The organism is Pseudoalteromonas sp. '520P1 No. 423' (genome assembly GCF_001269985.1).
In the GTDB taxonomy this organism is placed as follows: Bacteria; Pseudomonadota; Gammaproteobacteria; order Enterobacterales; family Alteromonadaceae; genus Pseudoalteromonas.
The window spans coordinates 3,396,997-3,420,493 of the sequence record NZ_BBZB01000001.1 but is presented as its reverse complement, the minus strand read 5'-3'; the positions used below and the strand labels follow the sequence as shown (position 1 = coordinate 3,420,493).

Here is a 23,497-nt window from a genome sequence, read left to right as displayed (position 1 = left end):
ATTATATTAGGGTTTTTTATAGATTAAATTAAAACTTAATCACAGATAATAGGTTTGAATATTTATCAGTCCATATTTGAGTTTCTTCAGGCTTTAAATTTAAATAAGTTGCTCTTATTTTTACCATGTCATTATTGATGAAATCTTTATTATGCGTTAAAACAACCCATTGTGTTGTTTGCTCTGCTGATGAACTTGAAGCTGCAATAAAATGGTTTAAAGGAATATTTAGCTTTACTGCTAATGCATTTATTAAAGGCAATAAATCTAAGTGGTTATTAGAGATATGTAATGCGAGTAATCCTTCTTTTTTAAGGTGTTTTAAATATAACTCAAATGCCTCAAGTGTTAATAAATGCACGGGTATTGCATCACTTGAAAAAGCATCTATAACAAGGGCATCATACTGTTGGCTTCCAGTATCTTTTAGCTCATTTTGCATCGTTATTCTTGCATCTCCAAGCCTAATATCTGTTTTTGCTTTGCTATCAGATAAGTAGCTGAAATGTTGTCTAGCAACGGTTGCAACATCAGGATTGAGTTCATAAAATACATAATGATCTTGTGGTTGTGCGTAGCTTGCTAAAGTGCCCGTGCCTAAGCCGACAATGCCAACTTTATTTGATTGCATCTTATCTAAGTTATTTAAAGCTAACGCTACGCCACTATTTGCACGGTAGTAACTAGTAGGTTTGCTTTTATACGCTTCAATAAGAGATTGGCTGCCATGGTTTGTTGCGCCATCAAATAACACTCTAATAGGGCTGTCGTTTAGTGTTTGATCTTTAACGGCCAAAACACCATAAAAATTACGACTATTATGCACATCTGATGTAAAATATCGGCTATCTAACTGATTAAAATAAAACCCAAAAGTAATGAAAGAAATACTTGAGGCGATACATAAAAACTTGTTATTGGCCTTTTTAATTTTACTTAGTTCAAGTGATTGGTTTTGCCAGTATAAGCTGAGTGAAAATAAAATATATATAAAACCAATTCCCACAATAAGTTCGTAATATTGCGAAAAAATTTTCTCAGCAACAATCGCTGTAAACAAGCTACCAATTACACCGCCTAGTGCAAGGATTAAATAAAATAGCGTTAACTTATTTTTATGTGGCTGTAATTTAGCGAGCTCCCCATGACAAATCATACATGCTGATAATAATAGTATGCTGTAAGTGAGCACTTGCTCTAGTAGGCTAAAGTGTATACCAACAAAGAATAAAAAAGTGCCAGCAAAACTGCTACATGCAAAACACGTAAACCAAAATTTTTGTATGTACCACTTAGGGCTATTAAAACAAATAATATAAGTCAATAAATAGATACATAAAGGCAGGATCCATAAAAATGGCGTTGGCGGAATATTAATAGTCATCGCACTGGTTGTTGCCATCATTAAAATAACACTACAAGCAGATAACCCTAACCATAAACAAACGTACTTACAATCGGTCGGCGCTTTATCATTCTTTTGGTTTTTAAGTAAGTAATTAAACTTAAATAATCTAAAACTACAAAAAAGAATACTGATCATAAATAGGTAATATCCATAGCCCCAAATAGTACTTTGAAGTGTGGTGTCTAAATTAGGCTCTATAACAAAGGGGTATGATAATAATGCCAATAAAGACCCTAAGTTTGATAAAGCATAAAGGCGATAAGGCTGATTGTTATTAGTGTTTAAACTGTACCATTTCTGAATTAATGGTGCTGTCGTGCTGAGTAAAAAATAGGGAAAGCCAATTGCCATAAAAAGGCTAGTTATGATATTGATTTGTGGCGTTTGGCTAGTCAGTAAATGTTCTGAATTCAATTGACCAATGGGCATAGCCACTAGACTTAATAAAATAAACCCGCTGTGGATCGTTATTTGTTGGTTAACTTTTTTTATTTTACTTAATGTATGTGCGTATAAATAACCAAGTAGTAAAAATAGTTGAAAAAATAACATACATGCAGTCCAAATTGCTGCACCACCACCAAAATAAGGCAAGGCCATTTTGGCTATAATAGGTTGCACTTGGAACAATAAAAAGGAACTAATAAAAATTGTGATTAAAAAGGGCATATAGAACAGAATTCTCAATAAAGGATATGGGTTTATGAAACAGTTACTTAAGTAGCGCTAATATCACATATTTTTAAAAAGTTATAAATAATTAAAAACTTTTCACAAGATTATTTATGAGCAATTAATGAATGCTACATGTGTAGCTATTACCAATATGAGAGTTTATGCTATTTAAATTAGGTTCATCTTTGTTGGAGGTTGGTATGCTTTATACTGGAACAGATATTTATTGTGATTTAATTTTAACAGGCGAGTTAGCTGTTGAGGTTGTACATGAAACAGATGCTATTTTAGCTTTTAAGCATACTCAGCCTCATTGGCAGGTGCATATTGTGGTGATCCCTAAGATGCATATTAGCTCATTTATTGAAGTCGAGTCTCCCTATAAAGCGGTATTTGATGAGTTGATTAAAGTTGTGCAGCTTATATCTAAAAAGGTCAGTGAGGAAAATGGTGCAGCCAGAGTAATGACTAACTTAGGTGATTACCAAGATTCAAAGCATCTGCATTTTCATGTGAACTTTGGTGAAATTATTAAAAGCTAGCTTAGACAATAATTGAAAAGGAAATTTACATGCGTTTTATTCTATTTTCATTGGCACTATTATCATTTTCACTCTTTGCCAGTAACCATAAAGAGGAGAAGCAGGCTGTAATAGAGGCTGTGAAAAATTACATGATATCTCAGCATAAGGCTAAGCCTGAATTAATGGAAAAGGCTTTGCATCCTGAATTAGCTAAAAGAACCCATTGGCAACAAAAAGATGGTTCAGAGTTTATTATGCAAACAAGCTTTGACACTATGCTTAAAGTAGCGAAAAACTATAATAAAAATGGAGATAAATTTGGAGATAATCCAAAAGTTGAAATAGAAGTTCTCGCTTTAGATAAACGCATTGCTTCTGTTAAATTAACTACTGATGATTGGGTTGATTATATGCATTTAGTTAAAAATGATAAAAACCAATGGCAAATTATTAATGTGCTTTTGCAGTATCATGATATTAAAAAACATTCATACTAATTAAAGACTGATAGATTTAAAAAAGAATAAAGCAAATAGTCACTTTATTCTTTTTCTTCAAGTAATTCTTTGATGGTAATGAATAGTGGGTAAAACCATTGATATTTATTACAAAACTCATCTAATTCAGCTGCGGTACTTGAGTTATGGATCAAGTGAAACGTAGTCATATTAGCCATTACAAATAGTTTAAATTTTTGACCGTTGCCCGTTTCATCATCTTTTATAATACTAGCTTGGTAGTATTCAAAATCTGTTTTTACGTTTTCAAGTAAAGCATCACGCTCAGAGGTTGATACCTTAGGAATATCTTCTTTCATGGTTATATATTTTAGCTGAATTACCCTTGGGCAAGAATATACCTTAATCGCTAGGAAAACACTTGAGTTATTCTGAAAAAATAATTGCGCTACTTTTTATTCTGCACTTTATTTAACGCGTTTTGTAATCTTTGAATAACTGACTTTGGTGTATCTAGGCTCATAGCCATACATGCTTGTCTTTCTTCGTTAGATAAAATTGAAAATACCTTTTTCAGTCTTGCTATAGGTAAACCTACTTGTTGCATTCTAAGTTCTAAAGGTTCTTCTTCTTGAATGATTAAATCTATTCTGCCTTTAAATAATTTTCGAATATTGGCTAATTCATCGGTTGCGATATCCACATTCTTATCGACAGAAAACCCTTGAGCCATCAAATAGTCATAAGTGACACCACTACCTACAACACCTAAATGGTATGACTTTAGATCATCAATATGCTTTATTTTTATATCATTTCTATTATCTAAGCTGTATATGCTAACTCCTTGCGTTGAAATTAGCGGGCAAATCCATTGAAAATCAGACTCTCTACTGCCAATTCTAAAAATGGTGTAAATAAGGGTGTTTTTGTTGTTTTTAGACAGGTTATACGCTCTATTCCAGCCATATACTTCTATTTTGTATGTAAATCCCGCCTCTTTCATTACCTTTTTTAACATGTCTGTAGCTATGCCAACGACTTGATTATTGTGATTAACATAATTGAAAGGTGGCCATGGTTCAGTTACAACCAAAATGTCGTTATCCCTAATTAAATTTGGACGTTTTGATTCAGCAAAAGTGGGCGAGTCACTGAATATACATAACAAAATAAAAAAGAAGTATAAACGCATGTTCATAGAGATGTTAAGTTCAAAAAAATGATATTTAATTATGAGTAGTATCAATTAAAAAATCCAATAAAGGTCAAAATTACTGAATAAAAACTTGTTTGATATATTTATCTATTAAAATAAAAAACCAATATTAAGTGATCACAGGCTATTCTTTGAGGCGGCTAATGTTAAATACATATGATTGATTATTGGATCAAAAATGAATATATAATCCGCGGTATTATTTATTGATATTAATGACTTTAAAAACCTGAACGATAATTTTTTAAATGATGTGGTTGAGAAAGTTATGAAAGTATTTACTTTTACTCTAAGCATGAATTTAGAGGTGTTGATGTAATTGTCCGCTTAGTCAATAATGAATTTGTTGTGGTTTTACATATCAAATTTGAATCAGATTTAACAAATATGATCATTATATTTAAAATTCTAATTTACATAATTTAAGTACTCAAAATTTACCAATAAGTAATTTGAGTGTTGGGAAAATGACTTATAATAAAAAGAGAATAACTTGAGTGAGTTATTAAAATTAGTAGATCAAAATACGTATGAGAAGACAGCTTAATAATATTTTTCATACAAAAATCAAATTATAAGATTTAAACAGTGTTTCGTGTATTAGCTTATGTACAATAAACACTGTTTATATCTAAACCCAAACTGTGTAATACAAGTCGAAATTAAGCTGGGTAGTTAAGCAAAAATTTCTTCGACATCGTCTTCATAAGTGAATTCATTGTATTCAATCAATTCACGGCGTAAGCGTTGTTTTTCCTTAATAGCCTCTATTTCACGCCATTTTCTTTTTTTTGTTTTTCTTCCTCTGCGCTCAGATGTTGTATTCTCTGAGTCTTCTAGTAAATCTGAAATGTCGTCTAAAAACTGTGATTCTGCCATGATTATTTCCTTGTTTGTGGTTTATGCAAACTTTAGATTGAAAATATGACAGAAGTGTTACTTGTGAATGACAATTCAATGAAAGTATTATAAGAGGTCGTTATTAATTAACTTTCGCCAACCTTTTACGTTTTGTGGCCCTGTGATCCGCACTATGGTATTACGTAATAAACGGCCAAATAAACTTTTACCAAGCTTAGCTAGCTTTATCACTTTGTTTGATTCATCAATGACCCAACTGATCCGAGTAAGCCTCTGTTCTTTAAATAACCTCAAAACTTGTTCTGATGTATTGTTTGCGTCAACTAATAGTTGGCTTAGTGCTAAAACATCTTCGAGTGCCATCCCAACACCTTGTTGTAACGAAGGAGGGCAACCATGTAAAGCATCACCAATAAGCAATACATTATGTTTAAATACTTCACGAGATTTAACTGATTTTAGCTGGCCTTTAATAACCGCATCTGCGTTATAAATGGCATTTTTTACTGATTGCTCATAACCAGAAAACACCTGTTTCATACCTTGTTTGGCATCAAGTTTAAAAATCTCACCGGTAGGGTCTGAAATTTGACCATAACAATAAAGTTTATCTTTTGATATTGGGTAAAACATGAATAAATCATTTTCCCCAAGTAGGTAACTTGGTTGCATATTATGATTTGGATAATCAATACAAAAACGCCAGTTTGATACCTTTAAGTCTAGTAAATCTGGCGTATCAAATACTTTATTTCGTGTATCTGAATTAATACCATCTGCAGCTACTACTAAATCATATTCTTTTTGTGAGTTATCATTAAAAGAGACTAAACATGTATTGTCATTGTGCTGTAGATCACAGATGAATTTATTATATTGCACATTAGTTTCAATATCTTTAAGCAAAACCTGCATTAAATTATCACGCTCTAATGCCACAAAAGGCTGCTGATTGAGCGGCGCTTCTAATAATGAAGCTTTGCTCAATAGCTTTCTGGAGGCTTTTTCAAAACGCACTTCAGTCACTTGATGCGCATGTTTTAATATTTCATCTTTAAAACCTAAGCTTTCAAAACCAGCCATAGCATTTGCAGGTAAACAAATACCAGCACCTTGCAGGCGTGCACTTGGTGCTTTTTCAATGAGATCAATCTCATGCTGGGTATGCTTTAATTTATGAAAAAGGCTCAAACCCGCAATGCCAGAACCTACAATTAATATCTTCATATTCTGTCTTATTGTTTTAATTAAAGAAATTATCGCCGTTATCGTATTTTAAATAAAGAGATATTAATTGTTTAGTTTATGGTGCAGTATCATTAAAAGTTATCTTTTTAAGCCAAAGCTAAGGCCATGATACCAACAGTGCTATGTATTTCTTTTTCAAAGTAATCAACTTTTACACTTGGTGTTTATATTTTTACTTTATTGGCAAATGATAAGCCCCATTTGTAATTTTTTGTACTAATTTTTCTAAGATGTGAGTTATTAGCTAATTTGAAATATATTATAGTTGATACATTTTCTAAATCTTTTTCAGATTAGACACGATTAAGGTAATTATCATGCCAAATATAAATAATATAGGCGAGCAAGTAGTGAGGGCGTATAGGTTAGTTTACCCTATAACTATGGGTGTAAGATTCTATATAATACATTACACTAAACAATTAGGTTAATATCAGGTACTCGTTAAATAAAAATGATTTAAAGAGTACCAACTTTTTTAATGTGTTATTTAGCCACAAACTCTACCTGTGCTTCCACAAACGCCTGTTTGACATATGGCAGCACCTGTAAACGTGTCTCCAATTGTAGTATTACAATCATCAGTGTGTACAGGAGCACATTGATTAACTTTATTTGTATGGCAAAATGTGGTTCCATCACAAACATCAAAGTTTGTTGCCGGAGTTATACCGCCTGCTACATTAGGAGTTGCTGCTAATGGTAACTCGCCCAATTTAGAAACTAAATTTTTAATTTTTTTCTTTTTTAATCTCAATTTCATAACTATATTCCTTTTTAGATTTTATTTTGTACCTCTTTTAGATTACCTTTTGTTATTTTTGATTTCAATACTTTTTATTTTAGATAGTTAGTTGTATATATTTAGAAACATCCGGAGTATCTAGTTAGTGTTTACAATAGCTTTATTCTTATTCTGAATTTTATTAAATTTCATTTTATAATAAAAAACAGTTGGTTAAATTCATCTGTCTGGGGTACATTGCTGTTTTAGGTGATTTTTACATGTTACCGAAAAGCAATTAAAAAACATAAAAGGATATTTTGTGGTTCAGGCGTTAGAATATGCAATACAGAATAAAGAAATCATTAATCAAATTTTAAATAAATTTAATCAAAAAATTTTAAACTTAGAAAACCAAAATACAAATAGTGGTTTGCTCAGTGGCTTAACTGGAGATTTGCTTTTTTTATTTAAACTCAGTCAATATAATTTTGAATTAGTTGATGAGAATATTTTTAATGAGAAATTAGAGTTTTTGCAATCACAGTTATCATTGAGTATTAATCGTTATGATTTAAGTTCTGGGTTAAGTGGTCAAGGTTGGTTTTTAGAGTATATTAACCAAGCGCAAGAAGCTGATTATGATCCTGAGTTATGCGAAGAAATAGATGATATTTTGTTTAATACTCTCTGCATTGATAATTGGCAAGGTGAAATTGAAATGGTATTAGGTTTGTCTGGCATCGCTATGTATGCAGGAAGAAGGCAATTAAAATATCCATCTAAATCACTATTTGAAAAAATAATCAAACATTTTGAAGATTCAGCTATTCAAATATCTGAAAATACGCTTTCCTGGTCACAACCGAAAGATTCTGTGTATCGTTTTAATAAAGATGAGCCTGAAGCCGTAGAATATAACCTAGGGTTAGCCCATGGTGTTCCAAGTATTATTGCGGCTATATTGCCTGCTCTAAAAATTCCATCTTTATTTGATCGTACTAAACGCTTATTAGTCCAAAGTTGTGATTGGCTTTTAGACCAAGAGCTGAAAGAAGAGAACAAAATAAGCTGTTTCGGTTCATCTTGTAATGATAACAACGGTTCTCGTTTAGGCTGGTGTTATGGTGATTTAACGATAGCACTAACCTTAGCTCGTGTAGGGAATGCATTAGAAATGCCTTCATATATAAATAAGGCAAAAGAAATTAGTTTTCATTCGGCTCACAGAGATGAGAGGCAAGGAATGATCCGAGATGCAGGTTTGTGTCACGGGAGTGCTGGTTTAGTACTTATTTTTCAATTATTGCATCAAGAATTAAAAGAACCTCAACTATTACAAGCTGCAAATAAGTGGTTAACTTATACCTTAGAGCGATACAAAAACCATGAGTTGCATGGTTTATTTATGTATTCTGGGTTAACTAATCAATATGAAGAAGAAACTGGTTTTCTAATGGGTTATGGTGGGATTGGTTTATGTTTATTATCAGCTTTAGGTGAAGACGCCGATTGGGCTGATAGCTTGTTGATGGCGTAGATGAAAAGGTTTAAGAATAAATGTCAAAATCTAGTATAAAGCACCAAAATTTTTTTGTGATCCGCACACCAAGGTTACCTATAGATATTTTAAAGTCTTTAGGTACAAGCAAAAAGCAAACGCAACAAGTTCTTGAAAATTGGATAATGGATCCACAGATACAAGAAGCCCTATATTTAGCGAGTCCTTCTTTATTAGAACGAATAGAACAATTCTATAAAAATAAAAAAGAGAAAAAGAATGGGATTGTTAAAAAATCAGATATAAAACAGGCTAAAAAATTAGAATTAGCTTTGCTGAAGTATATGATTAGAATGTGTTCTCGACCAACACCTTTTGGGTTATTTTCCGGTATTAGCATGGGAGAAATAACCGACGAAACACGCATCATTAGTAGAGATTTATCTGAAGATAGTCGTAAAACAAGATTAGATATTTTTTATTTAAGTGCTATTAAAGAATATTTTTTAAAACACAATGCGCATAGTGAACAATTAAAATACTATCCAAATACTAGTCATTATTTTGTTGCTGAGCATTGCAGGTATATTGAAGCTTATCAATCCGAAGACTCTAGGCTGTATAGATTAAGTGCTATTGAAAGAGATGAGTATTTTGACTTTATATTATCAGTAGCTAAAAAAGGGCTCAGTTTTAATCAATTAGTAGATGTTTTTTTACAGCGTTTTTCTGATGAACAAGATAATCATGAAAATGAAACAGATAGGTCAGATGTAATTGATTATATTCAACAGTTAATTGATGAATCTGTTTTATTGGCTGATATTCCCTTACCTTTAACAGGAAAGGCTCCTGATGCGGTTTTGGTAGAGTCTTTAAATAAAATAGGACAAAGTGAAACTGCTGATCATTTGGCGACCTCTTTATTTCAATTAGAACAATTAGATAAGAAAGTTGATAGGTGTGTTTCAGATTACAAAAAAGTTTTTGAGTATTTAAACCAACTTCCCATAAAAACACAAGAAAATAAACTTTTTCAATTAGATGTATACCGCGCCTATTCACAGTGTGAACTTAGCCAAAATCAAATATCGAGCTTATTAAAACAAATTAAATTAATTAAAGCTTTATCTATTTCCAAACAAAATTCATTCAGAGATTTTATAAATAAATTTAATTCTCGGTTTGAAGGTCAATTTGTACCTTTGGATATATTACTTGATGATGAGTCAGGTATCAGTTTTTCAAATGAGTCTGGTTATGAAGCGCCATTACTTGCTGGTTTACATTTGAGAACAGCTTCTTCTGTTCAAGGTGGAGCTAACCAAATTTCATTATTAGATAACTTGATAACACAAGAAATAAGTACACCAAAAAATAGAAATAAATCAGTTATTAAACTTAGTTCTAAAGCGCTATTAAAACATCTTGATAAGCCTTTATCTGAAGTGGACTTACCGATATCTTTTGCTGCTATGATATCTTTATATGAAGATCAAAATACGGGTTCTTCAATCGTTCAATTCAACGGCTGTTATGGACCATCTGCGGCTAATTTATTGGGGCGTTTTTGTCATTTAAACAATGATTTAAAACGAAGTGTTATTACACATTTGGAAGCTGAAAGTAACCATTCAAGTGATGTCATTTTTGCTGAAATAGTGCATATGCCAGAAGGTAGACCTGGTAATGTAATTGCCAGACCTCATTTAAGAGAGTATGAAATAGTATTTTTAGCTGACTCAAGCTTATCTAGTGAATATCAAATTCAGATTAGTGATTTACATGTATGGGTTGAATCGGGTTTAGTTAAACTTTGGTCTAAGCGTCTAAACAAGCAAATTATTCCACGTTTATCTTCCGCTCATAATTATTCTGCACGTAGTTTAAGTGCTTATAAGTTTTTAAGTATGTTGCAGCACCAAGATGCTTCAGCACCTAGATTTACTTTACCTAGCAGTCAAGTTAATGTGTGTTTTGTACCTAGAATAATGTTAGATAATTTGATTTTATCTGAAAAGAAATGGCGCATTCCTCGTAAAGAAATTGAAGGATTGTTTAATGCTTCTGTAATAGAAAGTGATGGAATTGATATTCAAAAATGGCATGAACTTAAAGATATATATCAATTAGATGAGCATATTTCCTATGCAATGAGTGATAATGTTTTACAAATTCATTTACTAAACCCTTTAATGCTTGAAATATTGTTGGGAGAAACTAAAGGACAAGAAATTGTTGAATTAAAAGAGGTGCTTACTACACAATTTTCGACACCTGTTAAATCACATGAAGGGCTGAGTTATACTAATGAACTTATTATCCCTTTTTTGAATACTGGTGCAAAAGTACACAATCATTTTAGTGATGATCCTCAAAAAAATATTTTAGCAACACCAATAAAACGTCGTTTTTCACCCGGTTCACAATGGTTAAGTTTAAAAATATATACAGGAAATACAGCAGTCGAGAGTTTATTAGCTGAACATTTATTACCTGAAATAGAGCAATCATCTTCATTATTTAAAAAATGGTTTTTTATTCGTTATGGCGATCCCGATTGGCACTTAAGAATACGTTTTTTTGGTGAACCAAGTGAGTTATACGGACAACTTTTACCAAGACTGAATGCCTTACTTGACCCTATGGTTGAAAATAATGAAATACACAAAGTAGAATTATTTACATACGAAAGGGAAGTTGAGCGTTATGGTGGTCCAAATGCAATGGCATTGGTTGAAGACTTGTTTATGGCTGATAGTCAGCTAGTGATTGCAACAAGCCAATTAGAGTCTGAATTTAATGATGATGTACGATGCAGAGTTGCATTATTAATGACAGATCAGTTACTAAATGAGTTTAAATTTGACGCTAAAGAAAAATTGAATTTAATTAGTGATCTGAGGACTGGATTTGGCAAAGAATTTAATGAATCAAGTCAGTTAAGAAAACAGCTAGGAGACAAGTATAAAAAAATACAAAGCCAATTGTTTTCGGATTTTTCGAAAATACAAAAGCAATCTCTTACCGAATCAACACAAGAACAACAGCAGATTTTTGATATATTAGGTAACTGGAAAATACAAGTATCTCCAGTTATCAAACGTCTTAATCAATTGATATCATCAGATGAAGGTATTAAATGTAGTAAAGATACTTTAATGAGCTCTTTATTACACATGCATCATAACCGTATGTTTAAAGCATATGGTCGTGAACATGAGTTAGTGATGCACGATTTTCTTAGACGATATTATTTTTCGGCAGGAAAGAGAAATTAAATTTTACATAATGTAACTCAGTTAAGAGTTACATTATGATAATTATGTTATTAATTGAGCGATTTAAGATAAAGCTAGGTTAAATGGAACAGTTATTCAGACAAGAAGTAATAAATAAAAGAAAATACCGATTATCTGGGGTTGTGAGCTTAGTACAACCTCCGGTATTTAAGTATTTGACTTTATTAATATTAACGATTGTTATCATTAGTATCGTATTTTTAACTTTAGGCAGTTATACCCGAAAAGAAACGGTATCAGGTATTTTGCAACCAGATGCTGGTCTGCTAAAGCTAAAAGCACCCCAAATAGGTGTTATTACAGAGCTTTTAGTAAGAGAAGGCCAAAAAGTTAAAAAAGGTGATGCTTTATTACGTATAAAATCTGAAAAACATGGCGTTAAGGGATTAGAGTTAAATCAATCCATTATTAAGCAATATGAATTTCAAATAAATATTTTAAAATCGCAATTAACAAAACAAAGGCTTAAACATACTTTTGAAATACAAGCGTTGAAGAATAATTACAAAGATGCAGTTAAACGGTTAGCTCAACTCGAATTACAAAGTGATATTTTTAATGAGCGTGTTGTTATAAATAAAGAAATCGTTGATCAAGTAAGTAAACTTGCTGGAACGGGTTATATATCTGATCTCGAACTTAAAAAACAACAAGACAGTTTATTATCTTTAAATCAACAAGTTGCTAGAATTGATTCAGAACGATTATCAATACAAAATCAAAGGGAACAATTTAATAATCAGCTATCTCAATTACCAATAAACCAGGCAAAAGAAAATAATTTATTGGAAAGTCAAATAGCACAATTAGAGTCTCAATTACTCACAACGCAACAGCAAAGGTTAAGTGAATTAAGATCGCCAGCGAATGGTATTGTGACAGGTTTGATTGCAAAAACGGGCAAGTCAGTCAATTTAAACCAAAATTTATTAAATATTCTACCTGAAAACAGCAAGATGCAGGCTGTTATTTATATTCCAACTTCAGCATTTGGTTTTATTGAAATAGACCAAAAAACAAGGTTAAGATATCACGCATTTCCTTATCAAAAATATGGTATATATGAAGGTGTGATCTCACAAATAAGTGCAAATGTTATTTTACCCGATGAAACGGATATACCAGGATTAATCACTTTACCTTCATATCGTGTTGTTGTTTCATTAAAAACTCAAGATATCCAGGCTTATGGAAAAAATATTCCACTTCGCTCGGGTATGAGGTTAGATGCTGATATTGTGATTGAGCAGCGCTCTTTAGTACGTTGGTTATTTGATCCTGTTTTTAGTATTCAAGGCCAGTTGTAAGTTAATTTTCATAAGTATAAAAATAAAAAGAGTCGTTATAATGTCTTTAAATGACACAAATCCAGCGAGTAAATTACAATTTTGGCACCGCAAGAAACTGCCTTTAATTTTACAATCTGAGGCAACTGAATGCGGATTAGCGTGTTTAGCTATGGTTGCGGGATATCATGGTTATCAAAGTGATTTATTATCCATGCGTCAGCAATTCAGTCTATCACTAGAAGGCGCTACGTTACTTGATATAATGCAGTTTTCAGAGAAGTTATCGTTAACTTCAAGACCTTTACGAATTGAATTAGATGATCTTGAAGATTTGCAAACACCTTGTATTTTACATTGGGATTTGAATCATTTTGTGGTTTTAAAATCGGCAAATGCAAAGTCTATTGTGATATATGATCCCGCAAGTGGCGAAAAACGTTTAAGTTTAGCTGAAGCTTCAAATCACTTTACTGGCATAGCTCTTGAGCTGACACCAACAAAAGAGTTTACACTTAAAGAAAAACCGCCAAGCTTAAAGTTTTCAGATTTTTGGCAAAAAATAACAGGACTTAAAAGTTCTCTTATTTTGATTTTTGTTTTATCACTGTTACTGCAAGTTTTTGCTTTAGCAACACCTTATTATATTCAACTAGTCATTGATGATGTTATTTTAACTGCAGATACCTCCTTACTCACTGTATTGGGTATTGGCTTTGGTTTAGTGCTTATCTTTGAAATTGTTACCAATAGTCTCAGGGGATTTACTTTATTACATTTTGGTAGCTTGATGAATATCCAGTTGGGTGCAAATTTGTTTCATCATCTGGTTCGTTTGCCGCTAAATTATTTTGAGAAACGACATATGGGTGATGTTGTTTCACGGTTTGGATCATTACAGCAAGTTAAAGAGTTACTGACAACAGGAGTAATAGAAACCATAATCGATGGCTTGATGGCAATTATTACCCTTGTAATGATTTTCTTTTACAGTCCTTTGCTTTCTGCAGTTGTAGTCATCGCAGTCACTTTTTATGCGGTTTTAAGAATATTAATGTATCGACCTTTTCGAAATATAACCGAACAGGAGATTATAGCTCGAGCCGAGGAACATAGTAACTTTATGGAAACAGTCAGGGCGATCCAGACCATAAAATTATTTGGTTCTGAAGTTAAACGTGAAGGGCAATGGCAAAATCGGTACGCCAATGCGATAAATCAAAACATTCGTCTGGGACACTTTCAAATATCATATGCTGGGATAAATCGATTATTATTTGGTTTGGAAAATATAATAGTTATCTATCTTGCCGCGTCTTTAGTAATTCAAGGAGGGTTTAGTACAGGGATGCTATTTGCCTTTATGGCTTATAAACAGCAGTTTATGGATAAAACAGCGAAACTTATTGAAAAATTAATTGAATTTAAAATGCTGAGCTTACATTTTGAACGTTTAGCTGATATCGCTTTAACAGAGAAGGAGCCGTTGCTAGGTGACAATATTAAGCCGCATAATATTAAAGGCAAAATATTACTAAAGAACGTGTCGTTTAAATACAGCGACGCCACTCCTAATGTTATTGATGACCTTAGCATGGAAATAAGCCCTGGTGAATCAGTTGCGATTACCGGTCCTTCAGGTTGTGGGAAATCTACTTTATTAAAATTGATGTTAGGTTTAAATCATCATAATAGCGGTGATATCCTCATTGATGATATTCCACTAAATCAATTAGGACCTAGTCAATATCGTCAACAAATAGCTGCGGTAATGCAAAATGATGAGTTATTATCAGGCTCTGTTGCTGATAATATTGCTTTTTTTGATACACCAATTGATATGGAGCGTGTAGTCTATTGTGCTGAATTAGCCGCGATACATGATGATATAAGTAAAATGCCGATGGGGTACGATAGTTTAATTGGCGATATGGGGTCTAGTTTATCTGGTGGCCAAAAACAACGGTTAATCTTAGCAAGAGCTTTATATAAACAACCAAAAATATTATTTATGGATGAAGCTACTAGTCATTTAGATACAACTCTTGAATCAGATATCAATCAGGCAATAAAACAGTTAGATATAACCCGTGTGATCATAGCGCATAGAAAAGAGACGATAGCTTCAGCTGATAGAGAAATAAAACTAATAAAAGGGAATGAAATATCAAAGGTTGTTGAGAAAGCTTGATAAACCAGATAGTAAAAATATTGTATTAATAATAGTTTACATAAAATAAACGCGTTAAATTATTTATCGCGTTTATTTTATAATTATCTTTCAACTACTAATCAATGATTATTAAAAGCAGTATCCAGTTGTATCGCAAATAATCGGGCTTGTAGCACAAACTTTAGGGCTAGTGTATAAATTCACACCACCACCAATTTTAGGTGTCATATCTAGAGGTATTGATTTTTCATCATGAGACAAATTTTTATATTTTTCTTATTTAATTTAAGTTTCATTTGTTTTTCCTTTTTAAAATGAGTTTATATACTTATACGCTGTACCTGTTAAGTAAACTAATTTGACGCATAAATATACATTTATTAAACTGAAAATATAATTCACTTTAATATTAAATTATCAACTTGATTTTATATACTGATTGATTTTGTTCAGATAAAGTTTGTCTTTGATTAAATTAATAGTTATCTTTGTGGTGTAAAAACCTTAAACCATGGTACCAAGCTAACATACCAACAGTTCCATGCCTTTCTTGTTCAAAGTAATCTACTTTTACACTTGGCGTTAAGTTTTTAGTATTTTTTACTTTGTTGGCAAATGTTAAACCCCATTGATAATTTGTTTTACCAATTTTTCCAAGATGTGAGTTATTAGCTAATGCAAAATATATTTTAGCTGATACGTTTTCTAAATCTTTTTCAGAATAAACACGATTTAGGTAATTATCATGCCAAATATAAGTCGCATCTGTGATCAAGTAGTGGGTAAATAATTCAGGTTGACTCAATAATACATGGGCAGTAAATAAGCCTGCAAAAGATTCACCAATTAATGTGCGCTTATTATTTACACGAAAGTTATTTGCCATATAGGGAAATAGTTCTTTATTAATGAAGGCGATCAGTTTATTAGCATCACCTACCTTACCTAAATCATCTAATAACTTCCCCTCAAATGTAAATTCGGCAATGCTAGGTGTGAGATATTGCTCTCGAGAACCGACATTAGGGAGTGCAACAATAATATGCTCCTCAATTTGTTGTTCTAAGTTATAAGAGCTTAACGACTCAACCATACCCACTAAACCTTTAAAACGGGTTAAATCGCCGTCTAATGCGTAAATCACAGGGTAGGTTTTATTTGGTTTTTTATTATATGACGGAGGTAAATAAACAGAGAATGGGCGGTTTTGTTTTAATATTTGAGAATCTAAATGATGGGTTTGACCAATTTCAATATTCTTAGCTTGGGCAGCTAGAGAAACGGTTAATAAAATGATTAATGAAATAAACTTAAATTGACGCACGCTAACTTCCTTAAATTTTTTTAATTTAATATAAAGGCTTTTATTAGAAATTAAAAATGGGAAGTTGTTTCTATATGTTTTTAAGCAATAAAAAAGGCTTAACTAAATAGTCAAGCCTTTTACTGACGGGATCGTTTAAGTCATTTAAGCGATTTGTTTTTCAGCTAGGTTTAATTCCATCGTTGCTTTTAATAAGCGGTAAAGATTAATAGAGGCATCTATCTCTTCTTTACGATTTGTTAAACTTTCTATGTTTAAACCTAATGGCACATCTAAGTGTGCGCAGCTTTGTAAAATTTGGTTTAGATTGTCACGACAGATCCTAATAGATTCATTTAATGAATCACTTGAATCTAATATACGCCACTTTGTAGCTTCAGGCACTGAAATGCCTAACCACTTCATGAAATCTAACGTCTTTTCACCACCACATGGCGTGAAAGTTAGAATAATACGTTTTGGCGTGATCCCTTTATGACGACAGCTTCTTGAATAACTCGTGATTAAATCAATTGTTTCTTGTGCATTGTAAACTGCTTGAGAAATAAAAAACTCACAACCTTGATCGATTTTTTCTAATAAACGGTCATGTTCATTGCGTTTGCTTGCGTGACGTTCGGCAATTGTAACGCCACCTAAAAATACTTTACTTTTGTGGTTTGCTAATGTTTTATACGCATTCGGTAGGCTCAGTTTGATATCTCCACTAGAAGATGGACTACCTACTAATACTAAATTTTTAAGTTTGAATTTTTCTGCGGTTTCATCTAACCAAGCGTTAAACTCATTTTCATCACGTTGAGCCACACTTTTGTATGTAATCACGTCTAATTCAGATAATTTGCTAATAAGTTGGCTATATTCACGCGGATCAATTGTTTGTTTAAACGGGAATGGGCGTGGTACAGCTGTTCGACTACTTTCATCTTGGATGTCGTAAATGATCACGCCATCGTATTCAATTTCATGTAAACGATCTAATAGTTTATTAGCTATGGTTTCTAGTTGTGCTTTATCAGTGCCCATTTTTGGTGGAGTAGTACCGATCAGATATACACCTTGCTTTGGGTCTTGAATTTTCTGTTTTAATGATAAAGCCATTTTTTTTCCACCGTAATTATCTTAGGAATTAAATATAGCAGCCATTTAGACGTCTAGATAGTCTTTTTTTGTTGAGTCTTTTTCATTTGGCTTGAATTAAATTCAAGTTGATGCTTTGATGGCATAGTAATTACTGTTTACATTTTTTCACGTTATTCATCGGATTTACTCGATTAGAAAATATTGCTCTAGCATAATGAGGATGTTTGGTACTAATAAAGTTTAGTTCAATTAGTATTTCATATAATAAAAGTTCAGGGGAAATGAATGAAATTTAAAGTACTGGCATCTGCAATGGCTGTGTCTATGGCGTTATCGGGTTGTGTATTCCATATTGATGCAAATAATCGTGATAATAATGACAACTCTGCACAGGCTTCATCACAACAAACAGCAAGTGTAAAAGCCACTAAGCAGTCAAACAATAAAGTTTTTGCACAAGATTATGTATTAGAAGAGTTATCAAATGGCTTAAAGGTTATGGTAGTTAAAACTGATTACCCGGACGTTGTGTCATTACAAATTCCAGTATCTGTTGGTTCTCGTGATGAAGTAGAAGTTGGCAAAACAGGCTTTGCTCACTTTTTTGAGCATATGATGTTTAAAGGTTCAGAAAAATATCCGCAAGAAGTCTATTCAGATATTTTGAAAAACTCAGGTGTTGATAACCGCGCTTATACAACAAATGATTATACAAACTACCATTTAAACTTTTCAAAAGAGCATTTAGCTAAAGTATTAGAAATAGAAGCTGATATCTTTCAAAATTTATCTTATACAGAAGAGCAATTTAGAACAGAAGCTCAAACGGTTAAAGGCGAATATTTAAAGAATAATGCAAGCCCAATTCGTAAATTGTTATCAGCTGTACGCAAAGAAGCATTTGATACCCATACATACAAACATACTACTATGGGTTTTTTTGAAGATATTCAAGCAATGCCAGATCAAATGGAATATGGTCAAAAGTTCTTTGAAAATTTCTATGTGCCAAAAAATGTATCATTAGTTATTGTAGGTGATGTAGATCCTGCTCAAACTATGCAATTAGTTAAACAAACTTGGGGGCAGTGGCAAGCAAAGGGCGTAGATGCTGTTGTACCAGCAGAGCCTAAACAAACTGCGCCTAAATACATTCACGAAAAAAATGATGGCTTACCTGGTCATTGGTTATTAGTGTCTTACAAAGGTACGGCTTGGCAGCCTAAGCAAAAAGACAGAGCGGGCTTAGATTTAATCTCTCAACTTTATTTTTCTGAAAATTCAGATTTATATCAAGAGCTAGTAGTAGAAAAACAAATTGCCAGCCAAATGTTTACTTATAATCCAGAAACCAAAGATGAAGGCTTATTACACGTATTTGTGAAGGTAGATAAAGAGTCTGATTTAGCGGTAGCACGAGATTTAATCAATGATACGTATGCACAAGTGCGTACTGAGTTAGTGAATGCTGATAAGTTAGCTAACTTGAAGTCTAACTTAAAATATAGCTTTATAAATGGTTTAGATTCATCTCAATCAATTGCTTCAACACTTGCAAGTTATATGCATTTTGAGCGTGATCCTGAAGTGATTAATCAGCTTTACGCTAGTTCAGATGCAATAACAGCGCAAGATATTAAAACTATCGCAAATAAATATTTTGTAGATAGTAGTCGTACAACCGTGACTATGTCTGATTTAAAAACGGTATCAGGGTTTGAGCAAGAAGTTGATTTAAATACAGCAGTAACGGCTTTAAATAACAAACCAACAAAACGTTACTTTAATGTATTAGATAAAACAAATGACTCACCTTTAGTTGATGTGAACTTTTTATTTTACACCGGCGCGGCTGCAGATCCACAAGGTAAAAAAGGCTTAGCTGCATTAACCGCTAATATGATTTCACAAGGTGGCTCAGAGTCTCGTAGCTATAAAGAAATCAAAAAAGCCATGTATCCATTGGCTGGCAGTTTTTCTGCTCAATTAGATAAGGAAATGATGTCTTTTTCTGGTAGAGTGCATAAAAATAATGCTGATACTTGGTATGCATTAATTAGCGATCAATTATTAAATCCAGGCTGGCGTGAAGATGATTTTAAACGCATCAAAAAAGAAATGATCGATGGCATTAAGTCAGGTCTAAAAGCCTCTAATGATGAAGAGTTAGGCAAAGAAGTGCTTTACGCTAAACTTTATGAAAACCATGTATATGAAAGTTATAACTATGGTGATTTATCGGATTTAGAAGCGATCACTTTAGCAGATGTTAAGGCTTTTTATAAAGCAGAGTTAACACAAGCTAAATTAAACGTCGGTATTACAGGTGCGATGCCTAAGAAATTGAAACAAGACATGTTTACAGATTTAATGAGCCTGCCTAAAGGTGATGAATCTAGATTAACAGTGGCAGATGCACCTAAATTAGTTGGCCATCATGCAACTATCGTTGAAAAGTCAGCTAAATCGACAGCTGTATCATTTGGTTTCCCTATTGATACCATTCGTAGTGATAAAGACTGGACAGCACTTTGGTTAGTACGCTCGTATTTTGGTGAACATAGAAGCTCTAATAGCTTCTTATATCAAAGAATTCGTCAAACGCGTGGTATGAACTATGGTGATTACTCTTATATTGAATATTTCCCTCGTGGTATGTATCAAACAAAGCCTGATGCTAATTTAGGGCGCTCTGAACAAATCTTCCAAATTTGGCTAAGACCATTACGTTCAAATAATGATGCTCATTTTGCAACACGTACTGCTTTATTTGAATTAGACAACTTAATAAAAGAAGGTATGACACAAGAAAGTTTTGAAGCAACTCGTAATTTCTTAACTAACTTTGTACCACAAATGGTTGCTAGCCAAGATAAACAGTTAGGTTATGCGCTCGATAGCCAGTTCTATAAAACGGATGAGTTTGTATCTTATGTACGTAAACAAATAGAATCTCTAACAGTTGAAGATATAAACCGTGTAATAAAAGAGAACTTACAAATTGATAATATTCAATACGTATTTATTACGGGTGATGGTAAAGATATGCAAAAACGCTTAGCGTCTGAGCAGGTTTCACCTTTAAAATATAATACTGATAAACCAGCTGAACTTATCGCTGAAGATAAGATCATTGAAAGTTATAAACTGAGTATTCCTAAAAAGAATATTGAAGTATTAGCAATAGATGATGTTTTTAAATAAACTTTTTAGTTTTTAAGATAAGCCCATTGCAATATATGTTGTAATGGGCTTTTTTATGTAAAAATTGATTGATTAGTTTTCTACACGTGTTTCAGCTTGCAATATATTGGCGACAGCGATCAGTAATTCATCTCCTGCATCATGTCCAAGTTGATCGTTTATAGGTTTAAAGTTATCTAAATCAATCATAACTAAGCTGACGTCATGACTTTGTCGTTTTGCGAGCACCAGGGCTTTTTCTAAAAATGGCATTAAAAAGTGGCGGTTATATAAGCCAGTTAGATGATCTGTCATAGCGACTTGTTCTAATGCATGTTGCTGGTGTTTTACTTGCAAATATAAATGATGGGCTAAAACAAGGTTATTTACTCTTGCTGCTAGCTCTGCTTAGATCACAGGTTTAGTGATGAAGTCGTTTGCACCTTTTTTTAATGCATCAATGCGTTGTGTTGAATTGAGTTTTCCCGATAGCGCTAAAATTGGGATCAAAGACTTTCCATTGTCTTATTTGCAACAGATAAATGATCTTCTACATATAATACATGACCAGATCTTTCACATTTTATGATTTCATTTTGAGTGCTAAACTTAATACCTGTCATATTTGATAAGTGCATTGAAATACATATGAAATCAAAGGTACTTTTATAATAATGCATAAGCCAATTAAAACCGCGCCTATAAATATCATATTAATTGAACCAAATTTCTCTTGAGTTTGCCTGTAAAAAGTGAAGGTACAAACATAGCTAGTACGTGCCATTGAATAATAAAAGCGGAGTCTTTGAAGTCAAAACCATGGCGGTGCATGGCAAGGGGGGTTGCTGTCATCCATAGGCTCATTAAAGTAAAACTAATCATTGCAGCAGTAACAGCTATGATAAATTTTGGTTGTATTAATATCGTTTTTAAATCCCTTTTAGGGTCTTCATTTTGTGCTTGTTGTACTTTAGCAGAAGAGACAAACTGCAATATAAAAATAGCCAAATTATAAAGGCAGGCAAGGGCTATAAATGTATTGCTAAAATTAAGCGAAGGTAATAATTTCTCGACCTAAATCGCTAAGTTTCGACCTAAAATGGCTGAGATTATGCCACTTGCCATTATAAATGAGATTACACGACTTGGATTTTTTGGATCAGCCTCAATCGCTGCAAAGCGATAAAGGGTGGCAAAAAAATAAGCTAAATGAACTTTTTTCTAATGCATAAACCGCTATTAAAATACCCACGATGCCGATTGCATTAACTAAGCTAAAGCCATTTTTTCTGCCTGTTTTGCCATTAGTAAGGAGGCTGGAATAGTTGCAAATAATAAACCTAAACTTTGTGTCGCAACGGGTAGGGTGATCCACCCTTCATTAGGGCTGAGTTGCTGGCCAATGAGTGCAGTCACTGTTACTAGCATAATGTTACCAGTGGTAATTAAACCTTGGCAAAAAGCGAGTATTAATACATTTTTATTCATTTATAGTTTTAGTATTTTTTTAGACGTCGAAAATACGTGTTTATTTGCGTAAACACAAACTTATATTTTGTTACATTTAATGCTATTTAACTTTTAGTTATGACTTATAACCAATAAAGCAAGGATGTGATCACACATTAAACATGAATTCAGTTAAACTGTTATAATAAGAAGTGAACGATCGTATATTGATAAGAGTACAGCATAATGCGTTATGAAGTTTGGGAACAATTAAGAGTTGAAGCAACTGCCTTAGTAAAAAAAGAACCACTTTTGGCAAGTCATGTATATTCATGTGTTTTAAACCATGAGTGTTTAGGATCTGCTTTGAGTTTTATTGTTGCCAATAAGTTATCTGATGCAGTGGTCTCTCCTTTCACTTTTAGAGAGTTATTTGATCAGGCTTTTGTTGATTGTGATCGCATGCTGACTTTTGTTGCAACTGATATTAAAGCGGTAACAGAGCGAGATCCTGCAGCGGTTAATTATTTAACTGTTCTACTGAACCTTAAAGGGTTTCAATCAATTCAAGTACACAGATTAGCACACTGTTTATGGCGCCAAGACCGTAAAGAACTCGCTCGTTTTATTCAAAGCCGCAACTCAGAAGTGTTCGGTGTTGATATTCATCCTGCCTGTAAAGTAGGTAAAGGCATAATGTTTGACCATGCAACAGGTATTGTTATTGGCGAAACAGCTGTTATTGAAGACAACGTATCGATTCTACAGTCCGTTACTTTAGGCGGTACAGGTAATGAGCAAGGCGATCGACATCCTAAAATCCGTGAAGGTGTATTAATTGGTGCAGGCGCTAAAGTATTAGGCAATATTGAAGTAGGTGCGGGTGCTAAAGTTGGTTCAGGTTCTGTTGTACTAAATGATGTTAAACCACATACAACAGTAGTCGGTGTACCTGCTAAATCAGTTGGTAAACCAGATTCTCAATGCCCAGCTAAATCTATGGAACAAAATTTTTATGAAGATGAAGATTCATTATCAAGTTCATATTTGTAAGCTTAACTTCTAAAAACGACATTAAA

20 protein-coding genes are annotated in these 23,497 nt (G+C 32.8%); 8 read left to right on the top strand and 12 right to left on the bottom strand.

All coding sequences use genetic code 11. The features are described from left to right. Window positions 1-28: 28 nt before the first annotated feature. Window positions 29-2,029 carry a fused MFS/spermidine synthase gene (locus PSA_RS15615; RefSeq protein ID WP_127924049.1) on the bottom strand — a complete coding sequence of 667 codons (2,001 nt, stop codon included), beginning with the start codon at window positions 2,027-2,029 and terminating at the stop codon, window positions 29-31. A gap of 215 nt (window positions 2,030-2,244) precedes the next feature. Between PSA_RS15615 and PSA_RS15610 the strand changes: the two genes are divergently transcribed. Next, complete coding sequence (locus tag PSA_RS15610) at window positions 2,245-2,625, top strand: HIT domain-containing protein (protein ID WP_231665273.1); 381 nt, start codon at window positions 2,245-2,247, stop codon at window positions 2,623-2,625. Between the two features lie 29 nt (window positions 2,626-2,654). Next, window positions 2,655-3,104: a nuclear transport factor 2 family protein gene (locus tag PSA_RS15605; protein ID WP_042142756.1), complete on the top strand. Its 450-nt coding sequence runs from the start codon at window positions 2,655-2,657 to the stop codon at window positions 3,102-3,104. Between the two features lie 44 nt (window positions 3,105-3,148). Here PSA_RS15605 and PSA_RS15600 read toward each other — a convergent pair whose 3' ends face one another. From PSA_RS15600 to PSA_RS15580, 5 genes are all read right to left on the bottom strand, one after another. After that, window positions 3,149-3,424 (bottom strand): hypothetical protein, encoded by a 276-nt coding sequence (locus PSA_RS15600; protein WP_042142754.1) that lies wholly within the window; start codon window positions 3,422-3,424, stop codon window positions 3,149-3,151. 89 nt (window positions 3,425-3,513) lie between these two features. Next, entirely contained in the window at window positions 3,514-4,266 is a 753-nt protein-coding gene (locus PSA_RS15595) for an ABC transporter substrate-binding protein (RefSeq protein WP_127924048.1), read from the bottom strand. A 693-nt stretch (window positions 4,267-4,959) separates the two neighbouring features. Beyond that, window positions 4,960-5,163, bottom strand: a complete 204-nt coding sequence (locus tag PSA_RS15590; RefSeq protein WP_042142750.1) for a DUF3545 family protein — start codon at window positions 5,161-5,163, stop codon at window positions 4,960-4,962. Window positions 5,164-5,250: 87 nt separating this feature from the next. Further along, complete coding sequence (locus PSA_RS15585) at window positions 5,251-6,372, bottom strand: FAD-dependent monooxygenase (RefSeq protein ID WP_042142747.1); 1,122 nt, start codon at window positions 6,370-6,372, stop codon at window positions 5,251-5,253. Window positions 6,373-6,883: 511 nt separating this feature from the next. Continuing rightward, complete coding sequence (locus tag PSA_RS15580) at window positions 6,884-7,156, bottom strand: hypothetical protein (protein WP_042142745.1); 273 nt, start codon at window positions 7,154-7,156, stop codon at window positions 6,884-6,886. Between the two features lie 283 nt (window positions 7,157-7,439). On the opposite strand from PSA_RS15580, the gene PSA_RS15575 reads away from it, so the two are divergent. The 4 genes from PSA_RS15575 to PSA_RS15560 all read left to right on the top strand — a co-directional run bounded on the left by PSA_RS15575 (window position 7,440) and on the right by PSA_RS15560 (window position 15,397). Then, window positions 7,440-8,657 carry a lanthionine synthetase LanC family protein gene (locus PSA_RS15575; protein ID WP_042142743.1) on the top strand — a complete coding sequence of 406 codons (1,218 nt, stop codon included), beginning with the start codon at window positions 7,440-7,442 and terminating at the stop codon, window positions 8,655-8,657. A gap of 20 nt (window positions 8,658-8,677) precedes the next feature. Next, on the top strand, window positions 8,678-11,899 hold the full coding sequence (locus PSA_RS15570; RefSeq protein ID WP_042142741.1) for a lantibiotic dehydratase: 3,222 nt from the start codon (window positions 8,678-8,680) through the stop codon (window positions 11,897-11,899). A gap of 83 nt (window positions 11,900-11,982) precedes the next feature. Then, window positions 11,983-13,227 carry an HlyD family efflux transporter periplasmic adaptor subunit gene (locus PSA_RS15565; RefSeq protein WP_042142739.1) on the top strand — a complete coding sequence of 415 codons (1,245 nt, stop codon included), beginning with the start codon at window positions 11,983-11,985 and terminating at the stop codon, window positions 13,225-13,227. Window positions 13,228-13,267: 40 nt separating this feature from the next. Then, window positions 13,268-15,397, top strand: a complete 2,130-nt coding sequence (locus tag PSA_RS15560) for a peptidase domain-containing ABC transporter (protein WP_042142737.1) — start codon at window positions 13,268-13,270, stop codon at window positions 15,395-15,397. 457 nt (window positions 15,398-15,854) lie between these two features. Here the strand turns inward: PSA_RS15560 and PSA_RS15555 are convergent, their stop codons facing one another. Both PSA_RS15555 and PSA_RS15550 read right to left on the bottom strand, forming a co-directional pair. Beyond that, a complete protein-coding gene (locus PSA_RS15555; protein WP_042142735.1) occupies window positions 15,855-16,703 on the bottom strand; it encodes an alpha/beta hydrolase in 849 nt (282 codons plus the stop codon). A gap of 144 nt (window positions 16,704-16,847) precedes the next feature. Beyond that, window positions 16,848-17,804: a methylenetetrahydrofolate reductase gene (locus PSA_RS15550; RefSeq protein WP_042142733.1), complete on the bottom strand. Its 957-nt coding sequence runs from the start codon at window positions 17,802-17,804 to the stop codon at window positions 16,848-16,850. 267 nt (window positions 17,805-18,071) lie between these two features. Here PSA_RS15550 and PSA_RS15545 point away from each other — a divergent pair, with 267 nt between their 5' ends. Further along, the gene (locus PSA_RS15545; RefSeq protein WP_042142731.1) at window positions 18,072-20,990 is read left to right on the top strand and encodes a pitrilysin family protein; all 2,919 of its coding nucleotides are present in this window, start codon (window positions 18,072-18,074) and stop codon (window positions 20,988-20,990) included. Between the two features lie 72 nt (window positions 20,991-21,062). Here PSA_RS15545 and PSA_RS15540 read toward each other — a convergent pair whose 3' ends face one another. The 4 genes from PSA_RS15540 to PSA_RS15530 all read right to left on the bottom strand — a co-directional run bounded on the left by PSA_RS15540 (window position 21,063) and on the right by PSA_RS15530 (window position 22,457). Continuing rightward, entirely contained in the window at window positions 21,063-21,326 is a 264-nt protein-coding gene (locus PSA_RS15540; protein ID WP_042142729.1) for a GGDEF domain-containing protein, read from the bottom strand. A gap of 51 nt (window positions 21,327-21,377) precedes the next feature. Next, window positions 21,378-21,479, bottom strand: coding sequence for a response regulator transcription factor (locus PSA_RS25330; protein ID WP_127924046.1), 102 nt, complete (start codon window positions 21,477-21,479; stop codon window positions 21,378-21,380). A gap of 198 nt (window positions 21,480-21,677) precedes the next feature. Continuing rightward, complete coding sequence (locus tag PSA_RS15535; protein ID WP_052379810.1) at window positions 21,678-21,962, bottom strand: hypothetical protein; 285 nt, start codon at window positions 21,960-21,962, stop codon at window positions 21,678-21,680. A gap of 276 nt (window positions 21,963-22,238) precedes the next feature. Beyond that, on the bottom strand, window positions 22,239-22,457 hold the full coding sequence (locus PSA_RS15530) for a hypothetical protein (RefSeq protein WP_052379809.1): 219 nt from the start codon (window positions 22,455-22,457) through the stop codon (window positions 22,239-22,241). 207 nt (window positions 22,458-22,664) lie between these two features. Between PSA_RS15530 and cysE the strand changes: the two genes are divergently transcribed. Further along, window positions 22,665-23,471 (top strand): serine O-acetyltransferase, encoded by an 807-nt coding sequence (cysE, locus tag PSA_RS15525; RefSeq protein WP_042142726.1) that lies wholly within the window; start codon window positions 22,665-22,667, stop codon window positions 23,469-23,471. The last annotated feature ends 26 nt before the right edge of the window (window positions 23,472-23,497 follow it).